12 protein-coding genes and 2 tRNA genes are annotated in these 14,843 nt (G+C 64.9%); 5 read left to right on the top strand and 9 right to left on the bottom strand.

The window, feature by feature from the left end:
* Positions 1 to 23: 23 nt before the first annotated feature.
* The 4 genes from nagB to U5709_RS07865 all read right to left on the bottom strand — a co-directional run bounded on the left by nagB (position 24) and on the right by U5709_RS07865 (position 2,653).
* A complete protein-coding gene (gene nagB, locus U5709_RS07880; RefSeq protein ID WP_321971346.1) occupies positions 24 to 758 on the bottom strand; it encodes a glucosamine-6-phosphate deaminase in 735 nt (244 codons plus the stop codon).
* A gap of 285 nt (positions 759 to 1,043) precedes the next feature.
* The gene (gene rdgB, locus U5709_RS07875) at positions 1,044 to 1,646 is read right to left on the bottom strand and encodes an RdgB/HAM1 family non-canonical purine NTP pyrophosphatase (RefSeq protein ID WP_321971345.1); all 603 of its coding nucleotides are present in this window, start codon (positions 1,644 to 1,646) and stop codon (positions 1,044 to 1,046) included.
* 117 nt (positions 1,647 to 1,763) lie between these two features.
* Complete coding sequence (gene rph, locus U5709_RS07870; protein ID WP_321971344.1) at positions 1,764 to 2,516, bottom strand: ribonuclease PH; 753 nt, start codon at positions 2,514 to 2,516, stop codon at positions 1,764 to 1,766.
* Positions 2,517 to 2,577: 61 nt separating this feature from the next.
* A tRNA-Val gene (locus U5709_RS07865) sits at positions 2,578 to 2,653 on the bottom strand.
* A gap of 147 nt (positions 2,654 to 2,800) precedes the next feature.
* Between U5709_RS07865 and U5709_RS07860 the strand changes: the two genes are divergently transcribed.
* Positions 2,801 to 4,351: a UDP-N-acetylmuramyl-tripeptide synthetase gene (locus tag U5709_RS07860; protein ID WP_321973148.1), complete on the top strand. Its 1,551-nt coding sequence runs from the start codon at positions 2,801 to 2,803 to the stop codon at positions 4,349 to 4,351.
* Between the two features lie 321 nt (positions 4,352 to 4,672).
* On the opposite strand, the gene U5709_RS07855 is transcribed toward U5709_RS07860, so the two are convergent.
* From U5709_RS07855 to U5709_RS07835, 5 genes are all read right to left on the bottom strand, one after another.
* Entirely contained in the window at positions 4,673 to 6,127 is a 1,455-nt protein-coding gene (locus tag U5709_RS07855) for an FGGY-family carbohydrate kinase (RefSeq protein ID WP_321973147.1), read from the bottom strand.
* Positions 6,128 to 6,202: 75 nt separating this feature from the next.
* Positions 6,203 to 7,621, bottom strand: a complete 1,419-nt coding sequence (locus U5709_RS07850) for a glycoside hydrolase family 1 protein (protein ID WP_321971341.1) — start codon at positions 7,619 to 7,621, stop codon at positions 6,203 to 6,205.
* Between the two features lie 82 nt (positions 7,622 to 7,703).
* On the bottom strand, positions 7,704 to 9,110 hold the full coding sequence (locus tag U5709_RS07845; protein ID WP_321971340.1) for a PTS transporter subunit EIIC: 1,407 nt from the start codon (positions 9,108 to 9,110) through the stop codon (positions 7,704 to 7,706).
* A gap of 81 nt (positions 9,111 to 9,191) precedes the next feature.
* Positions 9,192 to 10,034: a PRD domain-containing protein gene (locus tag U5709_RS07840; RefSeq protein ID WP_321973146.1), complete on the bottom strand. Its 843-nt coding sequence runs from the start codon at positions 10,032 to 10,034 to the stop codon at positions 9,192 to 9,194.
* 264 nt (positions 10,035 to 10,298) lie between these two features.
* Positions 10,299 to 11,513 carry an iron-containing alcohol dehydrogenase gene (locus U5709_RS07835; protein WP_321971338.1) on the bottom strand — a complete coding sequence of 405 codons (1,215 nt, stop codon included), beginning with the start codon at positions 11,511 to 11,513 and terminating at the stop codon, positions 10,299 to 10,301.
* A 333-nt stretch (positions 11,514 to 11,846) separates the two neighbouring features.
* Between U5709_RS07835 and U5709_RS07830 the strand changes: the two genes are divergently transcribed.
* The 4 genes from U5709_RS07830 (at position 11,847) to U5709_RS07815 (ending at position 14,748) form a co-directional block, all read left to right on the top strand.
* Entirely contained in the window at positions 11,847 to 12,968 is a 1,122-nt protein-coding gene (locus tag U5709_RS07830) for a response regulator receiver protein (RefSeq protein WP_321973145.1), read from the top strand.
* 13 nt (positions 12,969 to 12,981) lie between these two features.
* A complete protein-coding gene (locus U5709_RS07825; RefSeq protein ID WP_321971336.1) occupies positions 12,982 to 13,950 on the top strand; it encodes a hypothetical protein in 969 nt (322 codons plus the stop codon).
* A 226-nt stretch (positions 13,951 to 14,176) separates the two neighbouring features.
* Positions 14,177 to 14,253: transfer RNA gene (locus U5709_RS07820), tRNA-Glu, on the top strand.
* Positions 14,254 to 14,478: 225 nt separating this feature from the next.
* Complete coding sequence (locus U5709_RS07815) at positions 14,479 to 14,748, top strand: hypothetical protein (protein WP_321971335.1); 270 nt, start codon at positions 14,479 to 14,481, stop codon at positions 14,746 to 14,748.
* Positions 14,749 to 14,843: the final 95 nt, after the last annotated feature.

Here is a 14,843-nt window from a genome sequence, read left to right as displayed (position 1 = left end):
CAGGCCCTTCTTTGTAGCTCGATTTAGGCCTCCGGGCAAAGCGAGAGCGCAGCCTCGTCGGCCACGACCACGCAGTTGGTGTGGAGCTGCAGGATGGACGCCGGACAGCTCGGGGTCACGGGGCCGAAGCACATATCGCGCACAGCCTGGGCCTTCTTCTCGCCGCTGGCGGCAATAACAATCATTCGCGCATACATGATGGTCTGCACGCCCATGGTGTAGGCCTGGCGCGGCACGTCGTCGATGTTGTCAAAGAGGCGCGAGTTGGCCTCGATGGTGCTTTCGGTAAGGTCGACGCAGTGGGTTCCGGCGCTAAAGTGGTCGTCCGGCTCGTTGAAGCCGATGTGCCCGTTGTTGCCGATGCCCAGAAGCTGAAGGTCAGGATAGCCGGCGGCGGCGACCATGCGGTCGTACTCGGCGCAAGCGGCAGCGGCGTCGGTGTTGGAGCCGTCGGGCACGTGGGTGCGGGACAGGTCGATGTTGATGTGGTTAAAGAAATTATCGCGCATAAAGAAGTGGTAGCTCTGCGGGTCGTCGTGCGAAAGGCCGCGGTACTCGTCCAGGTTATAGGTGCTGACCTGCGCGAAGTCGACGTCGCCCTTCTCATACCACTTGATGAGCTGCTGATAAGCGCCGATGGGCGTGCTGCCCGTAGCGAGGCCGAGGATGCAATCAGGCTTGAGAATGACCTGGGCGGAAATGATGTTTGCGGCCTTGCGGCTCATGTCCGCGTAGTCCTTGGCGTGGATGATCTTCATGGCGACACTCCTTTTCGGTTTGCGCACCGCCAGGGCGCGGGCGCGGCGATGTGAAGAGAAGCACGCCGCGTCGAGGCCCCTGCCCGTCCGTGGCTGGACTCTATTTTGCGCGAAAAATCGCCACCCAACTGGCACTTTATTCTGCTACCACACAAGCGGCGAACCTGCCATTTTGCGCAACACCGGGTGACAGGTTCTACGTGCTGCACAACGAACCTGTCACCCGGCACAGGTCTGTCCCAAAACCGCTGCAGAAAGGGGACTGTCCCCAAATGGCAGGTGCGGCTACGCCAGCTGCGAGGCCAGGTCCTCCAGCGCGTGGAAGCGATGAGAGATGCGGTTCTTCTCGTCGAGGGCCAGCTCGGCCATGGTGCGGCTGGGAGTCTCATCGGGCCAAAAGAGCGGGTCGTAGCCGAAGCCGTTGTTGCCGCGGGGTACGCGACCGATGGTGCCGGGGCAATCACCGTTGCCCACGAGGACCTCGTCGCCGCGCACGAACACGACGCTCGAATGGAAGTGGGCGCCGCGATCCGCATCGGCCACGTCGGTAAGCTCTGCCAGCAGCTTCTCATTGTTAGCCTCGTCGTTGCCGTGCTCGCCGGCCCAACGCGCGGAGTAAATGCCGGGAGCGCCGTCGAGAGCGTCGACGCAGAGACCGGAGTCGTCGGCCACGGCCAGGTAGCAGCCGGCCTGCTCCTGCGCGGCGCGCGCCTTAATGAGCGCGTTGGCGGCAAAATCCTCGCCGTCCTCCACCGGGTCGGGGAAATCTCCGAGCTCTCCCAAGGCAACAAAGCGCACGTCGGGCAGCACGCGAGAGAGAATCGCCTCGATCTCGACGACCTTGTGTGCGTTGCCCGTGGCCACCACGACCGTGTTCTTATCGACCATATTCGTATCCTTTCTAGCGACGAACCTGTCACCCGATGCGGGTGGGGCAACCTGCCATTTGGGGACAGTCCCCTTTCTGCAGCGGTTTGGGGACAGACCTTCTCCCCTGCAGTCGCCCTACAAGCGGAAGCCGGTGACGTTGTTTTGCAGCTCCACTAGGCGCGCGATACCCGCCTGGCCGAGGTCGAGCAGCTGGTCAAGCTCGGCGCGGGTGAGCGTCGAGTGCTCGCCCGTGCCCTGCACCTCCACGATGCCGCCCGCGTCGGTGCCCACCAGGTTCAGGTCCACGTCGGCGTGGCTGTCCTCCGGGTAATCGAGGTCGAGCAACGCACGCCCGTCCACGATACCTGCGGAAATAGCGGCGACCTGCCCCGTCAGCGGCAGGCGATTGATCTTGTTGGCACGCACGAGCCCCATGAGCGCGTCGTGCAGCGCGACCCACGCGCCGGTGATGGACGCCGTGCGCGTGCCGCCGTCGGCTTGCAGCACGTCGCAATCCAGCGTGATGGTGATCTCGCCCATCTTCTCCATGCGCACGACGCTGCGAAGGCTGCGCCCGATGAGGCGCTCAATCTCCATGCTGCGCCCCTTGCGGCCGTTGTACTCACGCTTTGACCTTCGGTTTGTTGACGCGGGGAGCATCGCGTACTCGGCCGTGACCCACCCGCAGCCGTGGCTCGCGCGGCGCCACTTGGGCACGCCCTCCTCAACCGTCGCCGTGCAGAGCACCCGCGTGTCGCCGAACTCGGCGAGGCACGACCCATCGGCGTTCTTCATCACGTTGGGGGTGAGCTGCACCGGGCGCATCTCGTCGAACGCGCGGCCAAAGCTCCGCTCGCGCTCGGCGTCGTTTGCCTTGGAATCTGCCATGAAAACCCTCCTAGCAAGAAGCCCCCAGCCGCGAAACCGCAGGCCAGGGGCCGAATTTACCTGGTGGGCGATGAGAGGTTCGAACTCCCGGCCTTGTGCGTGTAAAGCACCTGCGCTAGCCGCTGCGCCAATCGCCCAGTCCTTTGAAGTTTATCACACGCCCCGCCGCTGCGCCTGCCATGGGCAACAGTCATTGGTGGCAGGCCAAGCTTACCTCCCACCAATGACTGTAACCCGTGGCGGGCGGGCGCGGGGACGGGGCGCGCAGTCGTATACTGGGAGCCATGGATACTTTGACTCTTTCACGGCTGGCCGACGGGCTGAGAAACGCCGGCATCGACGTCGAGCTGCGCGCCGGCGCCTCTGCGGTCGACCCCGCCATCGCCGGCGCGGCCTGCGACTCGCGTGCCGTCCGCGCAAGCGACCTCTTCGTCTGCAAGGGCGCCGCGTTCCGCCCAGCGTTTCTTTCCGGCGCGCACGAGGCCGGCGCCGTGGCCTACCTGTGCACCGAAACGCTGGCAACCGACCTTGCCGCCGCCGAGCCCGACCTCCCCGCCCTCGTCGTTGCCAAAGGCGACCTGCGCCGCGCCATGGCGCTCGCCTCCGCCGCGGCCTTCGCCCACCCCGACCGCGACGTCCCGCTCGTCGGCATCACCGGCACAAAAGGCAAGACTACCTGCGCATATATGCTCCGCTCCATCCTCGACCACGCCCGCGGCGAGGGCCGCTGCGGCATCATCGGCACCGTCGAGACCTACGACGGCGTCGAGGACGGCGCTTCTCGCAACACGACCCCGGAGGCCCCGGACCTCTGGCGCCACCTGGCCAACGCCCGCGACGCCCACCTCGACGCGCTCGTCATGGAGGTCTCCAGCCAGGCCCTCAAGTACGACCGCAGCTACGGCGTCGGGCTCGAGCTCGGCTGCTTCTTGAACATCGGCCTCGACCACATCAGCGCCGTCGAGCATAAGGATTTTGACGATTACTTCAGCTCCAAGCTGCGGATCTTTGGGCAGTGCCGCCAGGCCGTGGTCAACCTCGACTCTGACCACGCCGACCAGATCCTGGCCGCGGCAAAAGCCGGCGCCGCCGAGCGCATCCTCACCTTTGGCCTCGAGCGCATGAACGCCTACGCCTGGGCCTCTGACCTGCAGACTTCCGAACTCGGCATGAGTTTTACCCTGCACCTCGGCGATAAGAGCCGCGCGGCCACGCTCCCCTTCCCCGGCGATTTCTCGGTGAGCAACGCCTTGTGCGCTGCCGTCTGCGCCGAGCAGCTGGGACTCAGCGTAGATCAAATTGTTAACGGCCTCGCCGTCACGCGCGTACCCGGCCGCATGGAGTTCTATCGCAGCGCCGACGGCCGCCTCACCGCCGTTGTCGACTACGCGCACAACCGCATGGCCTTCGATTCCCTGCTCAGCGCCGTAAAGAAGTCCTTTGCGGGCGCGCAGCTCATCGCCGTCTTCGGTGCCGTGGGCGGCAAGGCCGTCGAGCGCCGCCACGATCTACCCGAAGTCGCGGCCCAGTACGTCGACCGTATTGTGCTGACCACCGACGACCCTTGGACCGAGGACCCGGCCGAGATCTGCCGCCAGATGGAAGAGTCGCTGCCCGAAGGCTTCGCGCACGAGACCGTGCTCGACCGCGAAGAGGCCGCCGCGCGCGCCTTCGACCTGGCCGCCGAACACATCGCCGACGGAGGCCGCGCCGTCGTGTTGCTTCTTGCCAAGGGCTCGGACGCCACGCAGCACATGGCCGACGGCTACGCCCCCGTCGAGACCGACTCCAGTCTCGCCGAGCGCCACGTGGCCGCCTACGACACCGGTTGCTAACCCCCGGCCCGCAGCCTCTCGTACGACCCTTATCCACACAGATGGGCCAAAAATCGCAGATGTCACCCTGTTTGAAGCGGTTTAACTGCGATTTTCGGCCCAACAACGAAGCATCCGGTCGCAAGGAGCCTGTCTCCACGCCGAGCCGCCGCGTGGCGACGCTTATCAACTTCGCGCACAACAGGCTCACCCACCAACGCACCTTCTCCTCCGCGAGCAGGAGTTCCCGGGCCATCCCGCGCGTCAACGATAAACGCCTCGCAGGTCAGGCGACCTGCGAGGCGTTGTTTCATGCGAAGCCTTGCCGCAACAAGGCGCTGCCTACATGGCGGCGTAGAGCGCCTCCGCGTCGGCCTTGACGATGTCGAGAAGGGCGTGCTTCTCAGCGTCAGGCTCGAAGGACTCAACGGCGATGCCGGCGGAGACCTGCGCGCAAGCCTCCTCGGCCGAGGCGCAGAAGCCCTGGCCAGCGAGCGCCGAGACAAGCGCTCCGCGGGCTGTGGACTCGGGGTCCTCTTGGCGCGTAAGGCCAAAGCCGTACACGTCTGCCTGCAGCTGGTTGATGGCCGGGGCCTGCGTGAGGCCGCCGGAGATGCTGCCGCGCTCGAGGGCCACGTAGCTCTCGAAGCTGTCGAGGTTGATGCGGACCTCGGTGAAGATGCCCACGAGAAGCGAGTAGAGCAGGCTCTCGCGCGTGACCGAGAGGTCAAGGCCCGCAAAGACGCCGCGGGCTCGCGGGTTCCAGTCGGGGGTGCCGCGGCCCTGGAAGTGCGGTAGCACGAGGCTCGGGGCGCACTTCCCGTGCTCCGCGGCCACCACCTCAGCGATGACGTCGAAGCCCATGTCTGGGCAGAACGTGCGGCGGTACCAGTCGAGGGCGGAGCAGCACGCGGGCACACTCACCTCCAGCGTGTACTGTCCGGCCAGCGCCGACGCGTTGCAGACCACGTTGTCCGCGAGGCCCTCGGGCACCGCATCCACCGCGGTCTCCAGGAAGGCGCCGGTGCCAGCAACCGCGGAGACGACCCCGGGGGCAACGACGCCCTGGCCAAGGGCACCGCACTGCTGGTCGCCGCCGGCGCTCACTACGGGCGTGCCCTCGGCGAGCCCCGTGGCGGCCGAGAAGGTCGCGCTCACGCCGCCCGCGGCCTGCCCGGGGGCGATGATGCGGGAAAGCTTCCCGGCGGGCACGCCGAAGAGCTCCAGCAGCTCCGGGTCCCAGCTGCGGGTGCGGATGTTCATGAGGCTCGAGCGGCTGGCGTAGGTCTGGTCGCAGGCCCACTCGCCACACATCTCGTGGATGAGCAGCTCGGGGATGGTGGAGTAGTGGACGGCCGCCGCGGCCACCTCGGGCAGGTTCCGCTCTATCCAGCCCATCTTGGTACCCGAGAAGACCGTGTTGACCTTGGTGCCGGAGAGTTCGAAGATGCGCTTGCCGGACTGCCCGAGCTCGTCCACGAGCTCGGCGTTGCGGGTGTCCTGCCACATCACGAAGGGAATGAGCGGGCGCTCGTCGGCGCCGACGGCGGTGATGGAGGAGCGCTGCGAGGTCAGCGAAACGAGCCCGATCTCAAGGCCCTTCTCGGCTGCGAACGTGGCGGCCTCGGAGCAGCACGTGGCAAGGGCCGAGAGGAACGACTCGGCGGTCTGCTCGACCACGCCGCCGGCCAGGTAGTCCGGGCGATAGGCGGACTGAGCCACGAAGACCTTCCCGCCGCCCTGAAAGACGATGCCACACATGCTGGAGGTGCCCACGTCAATGACGAGCACGTTCATGTCTCGCCTCCTTGTGGGAAAGGCGCCCGGAACAGGAGGTCCCGGGCGCCTGAACAGATCGGCCGGGGCCGAGGGCTAGGCGAGGTCGGCGCCGTTGGTGGCGATGACCTTCTTGTACCAGTGGAAGCTGTCCTTGGGATAGCGGTCCAGGGTGCCCGTCTGCTGGTCGTTCTGGTCGACGTAGATGAAGCCGTAGCGCTTGCGGAAGCCCTGGTGGGAGCTCAGCAGGTCGACGGCAGACCACGGCGAGTAGCCCATCAGGGGCACGCCGTCGCCCAGAGCGAGCTCGCAGGCCTCGATGTGCTGGCGCAGGTAGTCGATGCGGTACGGGTCGTGGACGGAGCCGTCGGCCCCGAGGGTGTCGGGGGCGCCCAGGCCGTTCTCGGTGATGATCATCGGGACGCGGCAGCGCATGTAGTAGTCGTTCAGGACGATGCGCAGGCCCATGGGGTCGATCTGGGCGCCGTACTCGGAGGCCTCGAGGTTCTCGTTGCGCTCGTCGCGGCACCAGCCGTACTGGTCGAAGTCGACCTCGTTGCCTCGGTAGACGCGGCTGCCGGCCGGGTGCTCCTCGTCGGCGGGCAGGGCGCTCGCGCAGAGGGTGCGGTAGTAGTTGACGGCCAGGTAGTCCAAGACGCCGGCCTTCAGGATCTCCTCGTCGCCAAGGAACGCCTTGGGGACGATGTCGCGCTCCTCGAGGTAGCGCATGTAGAGGTCCGAGTAGCTGCCATAGCGGTACATCTCGAGGGCGTAGCCGGTCTTGAGGTAGTCGTTCATGCGCGCGGCCCACACGTCCTCGGGACGGTTGGTCAGTGGGTAGGTGCAGGTGGAGCTCACGGCCGGTCCGATCTTGCCGCCGGGCACGAGCTCGTGGCAGGCCACGGAGGCAAGGGCGTTGCCCAGGAACATGTGGTAGTCCATCTGGGCGCGCAGGCGGTCGGCCTCGAGGGGGTCGTCCACGTAGATGTTCATGCGCTCGTCGACGCGAATCATCAGGTTCTGCTCGTTGATGGTCTGCCAGTACTTGACGCGGTCGCCGAAGTGCTCGAAGCAGATGCGCGCGTAGCGCTCGAAGGCCAGGGCGCAGCGGCGGTCTGCCCATCCGTTGTACTTGTCGACAAGGGCGTAGGGCAGGTCGAAGTGGTAGAGCGTCACGAAGGGCTGGATGCCCTTGGCGATGAGCTCGTCGATGACCTGGTCGTAGAAGGCGATGCCCTCCGGGTTGACCTCGCCGTCACCGTCGGGGACGATGCGCGCCCAGCTGATGGAGAAGCGATAGACTTTGAGGCCGAGCTCGGCCATCAGGGCGATGTCCTCCTTCCAGTGGTGATAGAAGTCGCTGGCCACCTTGGAGTCCGCCTGCTTGTCGGAGCGCTTGAACGAGTTGAAGTCGGCGACGGTCTTGCCCTTGCCTCCCTCGTCCCAGCCGCCCTCTATCTGGAAGGCGGAGGAGGAGGCGCCCCAGAGGAAGTCCTTCGGGAATCCCTGCTGCATACGCTGCTCTTTTCTCTAGAAGAATGGCGGCCCAGAGGAGATGACCCGGGCCGCCGGGGTACACGCGTAGGTCGGAGAAGGACTACTTGAGGTCCTCGAAGCCCACGAAGTAAGTGGCGGCAGCGGCACCGAAGAAGGCAACGGCGCAGCCGACCAGGTAGAACGCGAACTGAGTCATGCCGAAGGCGGCGTAGGTGAAGATGGTGAGCACGCCGTTGTTGGCGAAGGCATCGCCATAGACGCCGCCGAGGCCCATGATGGCGCCGCCGATGGCACCGCAGACGATAGCGCAGACCATCGGCTTCTTGAGGCGCAGGTTGCAGCCGTAGATGGCGGGCTCGGTGATGCCGACGAGGACGGCAGAGATGACGGCGGAAGCCGCGACGCCCTTGAGCTCCTCGCTCTTGGTCTTCAGCATGACGCCCAGGGCAGCGCCGCCCTGGGCGAAGTTAGCGGCACCAGCGAAGGCGAGCAGGTTCTGCTTGCCGGAAACGGCCACGTCGTTGAGGCCGACGGGCAGAAGGGCGCGGTGGGCGCCGAAGATGACCAGAACGCCCCAGAGGCCGCCGACGACGGCGCCGCCGAGCATGGCGTTGAAGTTCATAAGGGCGTAGTAGACAGCCTGGATGCCGTTGCCGATGTAGATGCCCACGGGGCCGAGGACCACGAGGGTAACGGGCAGCATGATGATGATGGAGAGGCCGGGGACCAAGATGATCTGGAGGATCTCCGGGATGATCTTCTTCAGGCTGCGCTCGAGGAACATGAGGGCGAGAACGGCGAGAAGGATCGGGATGACCGACTCGGTATAGGAGAAGACCTTGGTGGACTCACCGATAGTCCAGGCAGCCTTGACGACCGGCAGGCCATAGATGGTCGTGGCAGTGGCGACGTCCTGGATGATGGTGTCGACCTGCGGGTAGCAGAGGAACCCGCCGAGCACCATAGCGATGATCTCGTTGCACTTCAGGGCCTTGGCGGCGGTGTAGCCGAGGAAAATCGGCATGAAGTAGAAGATGATCTGGGACGCGGCGTAGAGCAGCACGTAGGTATCATTGGTGGAGATGTCGATGCCCTGCTGCGAGCAGATGAGCTTGGCAGCGGTGAGCAAGCCCTTGATGAGACCCGCGGCGGCGATGGCCGGGATCAGCGGGGTGAACATCTTGGAGACGGTCTGCAGGATGCGGTTGCCGATGGAGCCGTTGGAGACGTCGCCGTCAGGAGAGACCTCCCCGGAACCCTCAATACCGATCATGGGGCAGATCTCGTCGTAGACCTTGGTGACCTTGGCGCCGAGGACGACCTGGAACTGGCCGCCGGCCTCGACGACCTGGATGACGCCCTCGATGTGCTCGACGACGTCCTTGTTGGCCTTGGACTCGTCCTTGAGGACAAGACGCAGGCGCGTGAAGCAGTGGCTTACGTCGCTGACGTTCTCCTTGCCGCCAACGTTGGCGAGGATCTCAGCAGCAGTGTTCTTCGGATCCATACTTCCCCTTCTTCCTTTCCTTGCTTACGGTGCGGACTTGCTGATGGTGCAGGTGGCGCTTGTCGTGCTAATGGTGCTGTCTCACTGGCCAGTGATGAACTGATTGGAGTGGAGGATCAGGTAGAGCAGCTCGTCGTCGGAGCAGTTCCAGCCATAGGCCTCCCTGAGGTACTTGCTGATGTATTCGGCGCAGGCGACGGCCTGCGGGAACTCGGCGCGGACATGCGGCAAAAGGACGGAGACGCGGCTCCCGGCGGTGGGGTCGCTCTTCTCGCCCATCAGACGGGCGATGAGGAAGCGCAAGTGCATGACGAAGCGCATATAGGAGTACGAGTCGCGGTCGATGGTCTTCTCGAGGCAGGACTCAACGATGGCGATGATGCGGTCGATAATCTCCGTGCTCTTGACGACAAGGTCGATGTTACCGGAGCCTCCGGAGCTGCCCTCGGCGTTGACCAGATGCAGCGCGATGGCCGTGGCCTCGGTTGCCGGCAGCTCCACGCCGCAGTGGCGCTTGACGACCTGCAGGCCGAAGCGGCCGACGGCGAGCTCGCGCGGGTAGACGTAGTTGACCTCGCTCTCCAGCGGAATCTCCAGGCTAATGCCGTTGCGGATGCGGGAGAGCGCATAGCTCAGGTGGTCAGAGAGCGTGAAGGCGAGGTTGGGATTGAGCGTGAAGTTGAGCTGCGAGTGGGCCTCCTGGACGATCTCGGAGGCGGCGGTCAGCACGTCCTCGGAGAGGTTGGCGACCATGGGGACCAGGGACTCGTCGAACTCGTAGAAGCGGCGGACGATGACCGACTCGTCGCTCAGGTCGTAGGGGGCCCTAGGAAAGCCGATGCCGCGGCCAAACACGACACAGGTGCGATCCCGGTCGTCACTGCCGATGGCTACGTTGTTGTTGAGAGTCTGAAGGATGCGCATGTGTTTCCCCGTGACACAAAAATATGGCTGCCGATTCCCCAGCGGCAGCGACACGAGGACAAATAATGCCTCCGAGACGGAGTAACACTTCATCCGGTACGCACTATAGCAGCCGGAAATTGGTTGTTGTGAAAAAATTCTCACGCAACCGCTCATCGGGTAACAAATACCGTTCACCGGACTGTTCGTTTTGAACGTTTAGTCACGAAGAGACCCCACCGGCGCGAACCGACGGGGCCCAAAACTACCTATGACCAGGCTGCTTTAGAAATCGACGTCCACGTCGTTGTAGACGCACTCGAGCAGCTTCTCCATCTCCTCCTGGGAGGGCTGGCGCGGGTTGGAGCCGGTGCAAGCGTCGGCGATGGCGTTGGTGGCCACCTCGGACTTCTTGGACTCGAACTCGTCGTAATCGATGATGGAGGCGTCGGCCTTCGCGCCGCCCTCGCCGTAGTTCTTGATGCCCTGCGGGATGTCCAGGACGTCGTTGAGGTCGCGGATCTTCTGGACCAGAGCAGCCACGAGCTCGTCCTCGGTCTCGCCGGCCAGGTGCAGGACCTCCTTGGCGATAAAGGCGTAGCGGGTCTTGGCGGTGGCGTCCTTGGCGTTGAACTGGATGACCTTGCCCAGGTACATGGCGTTGGCACAGCCGTGGATGATGTGGCCGCCGGAGAACGCGGCGCCGGTCTTGTGGGCCATGGAGTGGACGATGCCGAGCAGGCCGGACGAGAAGGCGATGCCGGCGATGCACTGGGCGTCGTGCATGTGCTGACGGGCCTCCTGGTCGCCCTTGTAGGACTTGGGCAGCCACTCGACGATCTCGCGGATGGCGTGCAGGGCGTTGGCGTCGGTGTACATGGAGCCGGCGGTGGAGACGTAGGCCTCGATGGCGTGGGTCAGGGCGTCCATGCCGGTGTGCGCGCAGAGCTTGGCGGGCATGGTGTAGGTGAGCTCGGGGTCGACGATGGCCACGTCAGGGGTGATGTTGAAGTCGGCCAGCGGGTACTTGATGCCCTTGGCGTAGTCGGTGATGACGGAGAACGCGGTGACCTCGGTCGCGGTGCCGGAGGTCGAGGAGATGGCGCAGAAGTGGGCCTTGGTGCGCAGCGTGGGGAACGAGAAGGGCACGACGGCCTGCTCGAAGGTCTCCTCGGGGTACTCGTAGAACAGCCACATGGCCTTGGCGGCGTCGATCGGGGAGCCGCCGCCGATGGCGACGATCCAGTCGGGCTCGAAGGCCTTCATGGCCTCGGCGCCCTTCATCACGGTCTCGACGGAAGGATCGGACTCGACGCCCTCAAAGAGCTGGACCTCAAAGCCAGCGGACTCGAGGTCGGCCTGCACGTCCTGCAAAAAGCCGCCGCGACGCATGGAGCCGCCGCCGGTGACGATGATGGCCTTCTTGCCGGCGAGGTTCTTGACCTCGTGGCGGGCGCCCTCACCAAAATACAGATCGCGCGGGTTGGTAAAACGTCCCATAACTCTCCTCCAATTCCTATGCCGCCACCCCCGTGGCGGATTCGTGCCGCCACCCCCGTGGCGGATTTCCAATCGAGCCGGACGCGGGACGCTTCTCGACTCTGTTTGGCAAATTAGGACCTCTAGCTGGGCTTTATTGAGATTTCTCAGCCCATACGCACAAAGGATACCACCGGCGGTTGTGCGCGCGGCGCAAGGCCGCTCACCTATACGTGTGCGGTTTTTGGTCCGCAAAACGTATAGGGACGTGCCCGTTGGGGGTATGCTTAATTACTTGTAGACACGCATACCCGCTCGCCGCGCGGGCGGGCGTCGAGCACGAGGAGGGCGGCCATGGCGCACAACGCGCGAAGAGAAGATTATCAACGCCTTGGCCTGCGGTTTATTCGCGAGCTTGACCAAGCCGAGCCGCTCGCTGCCATGCGGACGTTCGCCGATTTTGGCCGGCGCTTCTCGCAGGAACGCGACAAACTGCCGCAAGACGACGCCGACCGCGCGTTCTACCTCGTCACCCTTGCGTGCGATGTCATCGACCACGAGCTGCCCTTCTCCATGGGCGACAAGGCCGGTGAGCTCGTCGTTCGCGGTCAGAACCTGCTCGACGAGGCCATCGCGCTCGACCCTAACTGCTTCGACGCCATCCGCATGCGCTCGTCCAACAACCTGCCCACCCCGAGCGAGCGCGCCGCCTTCCTCAAGTCCGAGGAGCCGCGTGTGCGCGAGGTTTGCGAGAAGGCCCGCGACGGGGCACGCGACCTCGGCGACATGGAGCGTGGCAACCTGGCCGCCGAGCTTGCCATGCGCCCCTACCAGCGCTGGCTCGCCTCCATTGCCGAATACGAGCTGATCGGCGGGCGAAATCGCGCGGCCATCGCGACCTGCGAGAAGCTGTTCGAGGTCGACCCGAGCGACCTGTCCGACGCCCGTTTTACCCTGGCGCTCGCGCTGGCAAAGCTCGAGGACGAGGCCGGCCTCGACGAGCTGGCCCGCCGCTACCGCACGCTCTGCCCCTCCCGCGGCGCCAACGACGCGTGGCTGCTCATCGCACGGCTCGCTCTGGCGCACCGGCAGCAGAAGCCGGCGCTCGCGCGTACGCACCTGGCCGAGATCCTGCGCTGCTACCCCAACGGCGCCGTGGCGCTGCTGAGGCAAAACGAACTGCCCGACGGCGAGTTCGCGCGCCTGAACGTGCAGCCGTACAGCGAAGATGAGCTCGTCATCGCCTTGTCCGAGGCCGTGGTGCTGCTGCAAGAGGGCAGCGACAGCAGCGGGCGCGGCGTGCTGGGGGCGTGGGTCGCCGAGAACACGGCGAAGCTGCGGCCGAAGGCGGTCGAGGAATGCCGACTGCTCGAGGAGCAGCTCGAGGCCCAGTACGGGACACAAGGGCAGCCGGGGCAGTTCGGCGGTGCCGGCGGCTTCGGCGGCTTCGGTGGCCCCGCCGGCTTCGACAACTAGGAGGTCGGCCGCGATGAACTTCAAAGAGGAACTTATTGCCCGCTGCGCCGCTCGGCGGCGAGCGCAAATCGGTGAGATGTCCGACGCGGCATTCGAGGAGCTGCTGCTCAGCGTGCGAGCCAACCCGCAGGCAAGCATAAGCACGCCGACCGAGCAGGCCTACGCGGTGCTCGGGCGAGCCATGGCCAGGTTCGATGAGTCGACGCACGACGACGACCTGCTCGACGACGACCAGTACATAGCGGCCCGCAAGAAGCGCTTCGAGCAGCTCAGGAAGGCGTGTGCCGAGGCGATCGAGCTCGGCGGGGATTGCCTCGACGCGCTGCTTCTCTCCAAGTTGGCGTCGTACGAGAACTTCGACGGCCTGCTCGAGGACCTGCGGGCGCTCGAGAGGCTCTACATGGACGGCGATTCGAAGCCGTTTGATACGCTGAGCTGGGCAAACGTTGAGGATAGGCCCCGGCTGCGGCTGCGCGCCGCCTTTGCCCGGACCTGCGGCGACAGCGCCCGATGGAAGATGGCGCGCGACGCCGCGGAATCGCTGCTCGCGGTTACCGAGAAGGACGGCGACCCGCTGGGCGCGCGCTACACGGCGGCGCTGGCGTACGCGCGGCTCGAGGACGAGGAGGGGCTGAACCGCCTGGACGCGCGTTTCTCGCAAGGCAACGTGTGGTCGAATTTGGCGCGGTGCCTCTTGCTGTACAAGTTGGACAGGATGCCGGCGGCAAGAAGGGCACTGAGGGGATACGCGCAGTTGTCGCAGGGTGCGGCATACGCGCTGCTAAGGCCCATCTTTGTGGAGGTCTACCTGCCCGATCGGCCGGTGTATGCGGTCGGTAGCTTCGAGGAGGCGCTGTGCGCCGTGCACGAGGCGGAGGTCATCATCGCCGACACGCCCGATTTTGTGGCGTGGTGCGGCGAGCAGGACTTTCTTGATGCTGACGCGCGCGCCTACGCCTACGCGCACGACCTCGACTGGTAGACCCCGCGGCTCGCGGGCAGGGTCGCGCCGGCCGCCCTCCTGGTTTTGAGGGTTTTGCGTCCCCCGTTTTGGTGCCATCACGCAAAACCCAAAAAACAAGGAGGATCTATTCCTCGAATCAAGGGTTTTGCGTTGTGGCCGCAATTCCGAGGACGCAAAACCCTCGTTCTTAGGAGTGGCAATCCGCAGACCCCCGCTTCAGGCGATTCCTGTATACTTATTTTAAGTCCCCATCGTCTAGTGGCCCAGGACGCCACCCTTTCAAGGTGGATATCGCGGGTTCGAATCCCGCTGGGGGCACCATCGCATCGCAAGAAGAGCCTCAGTAACGGGGCTCTTCTCATATGCACGCGTCCAACGCCGGAAACAGAGTCTTTAAAACGGGGATAGAACTGTTTCCTCGCCGGCTCAAACCGCATCCAGGACAAAATCGCCCCTTGGCTTCGGCGGCATTGGCGATTCGCCGTCTCGGCACTGACGGCCCTCAACTTGCCGTCCGAGGCCTTTGCCGAGGGCAGGGCGGACTGGATGTCGACGATCGGCCCCGCCGTGAAGGTCTCTCAGCTGACAATCCCGGGCACCCGCGACGCGGCCCGCTTCAACACACGGGCTAAAACGGCAAATTTGGCTGAGCGCCAGGGTTGGGACATCAAAGAGCAGCTCAACAACGCAATCCGCGCCTTCAACCTGCGCTACGACCACGAAAAGGGCGACTTTGGCCTTTATCGCGGAGACACGTGGCCGTTCATTTGCACCTGTTACGACCGCGCCGAGATCGCGTCGAAAATGTTGGTGTAAGGGGCGAAACGCTCCGATAGGCCGCCCGTGAGAAAGGCGCGGCCCCGTCCTAGAATCTGAAATCACGACAAGTCAGGTTCGGAAGAAAGGGCGAG

It is taken from the genome of Paratractidigestivibacter sp., assembly GCF_963660155.1.
Classification (GTDB): Bacteria; Actinomycetota; Coriobacteriia; order Coriobacteriales; family Atopobiaceae; genus Paratractidigestivibacter.
The sequence above is the reverse complement of the archived record's forward strand: the minus strand, read 5'-3'. Positions and strand labels throughout refer to the sequence as shown.

Bases quoted from the DNA above. Each gene is read 5' to 3' on its own strand.
- nagB (WP_321971346.1), bottom strand. From the start codon at position 758: ATGAAGATCATCCACGCCAAGGACTACGCGGACATGAGCCGCAAGGCC.
- U5709_RS07815 (WP_321971335.1), top strand. From the start codon at position 14,479: ATGTCGACGATCGGCCCCGCCGTGAAGGTCTCTCAGCTGACAATCCCG.
- rdgB (WP_321971345.1), bottom strand. From the start codon at position 1,646: ATGGTCGATAAGAACACGGTCGTGGTGGCCACGGGCAACGCACACAAG.
- U5709_RS07830 (WP_321973145.1), top strand. From the start codon at position 11,847: ATGGCGCACAACGCGCGAAGAGAAGATTATCAACGCCTTGGCCTGCGG.
- rph (WP_321971344.1), bottom strand. From the start codon at position 2,516: ATGGCAGATTCCAAGGCAAACGACGCCGAGCGCGAGCGGAGCTTTGGC.
- U5709_RS07855 (WP_321973147.1), bottom strand. From the start codon at position 6,127: ATGAACGTGCTCGTCATTGACGTGGGCACCTCCAGCATGTGTGGCATC.
- U5709_RS07835 (WP_321971338.1), bottom strand. From the start codon at position 11,513: ATGGGACGTTTTACCAACCCGCGCGATCTGTATTTTGGTGAGGGCGCC.
- U5709_RS07825 (WP_321971336.1), top strand. From the start codon at position 12,982: ATGAACTTCAAAGAGGAACTTATTGCCCGCTGCGCCGCTCGGCGGCGA.
- U5709_RS07840 (WP_321973146.1), bottom strand. From the start codon at position 10,034: ATGCGCATCCTTCAGACTCTCAACAACAACGTAGCCATCGGCAGTGAC.
- U5709_RS07850 (WP_321971341.1), bottom strand. From the start codon at position 7,621: ATGCAGCAGGGATTCCCGAAGGACTTCCTCTGGGGCGCCTCCTCCTCC.
- U5709_RS07860 (WP_321973148.1), top strand. From the start codon at position 2,801: ATGGATACTTTGACTCTTTCACGGCTGGCCGACGGGCTGAGAAACGCC.
- U5709_RS07845 (WP_321971340.1), bottom strand. From the start codon at position 9,110: ATGGATCCGAAGAACACTGCTGCTGAGATCCTCGCCAACGTTGGCGGC.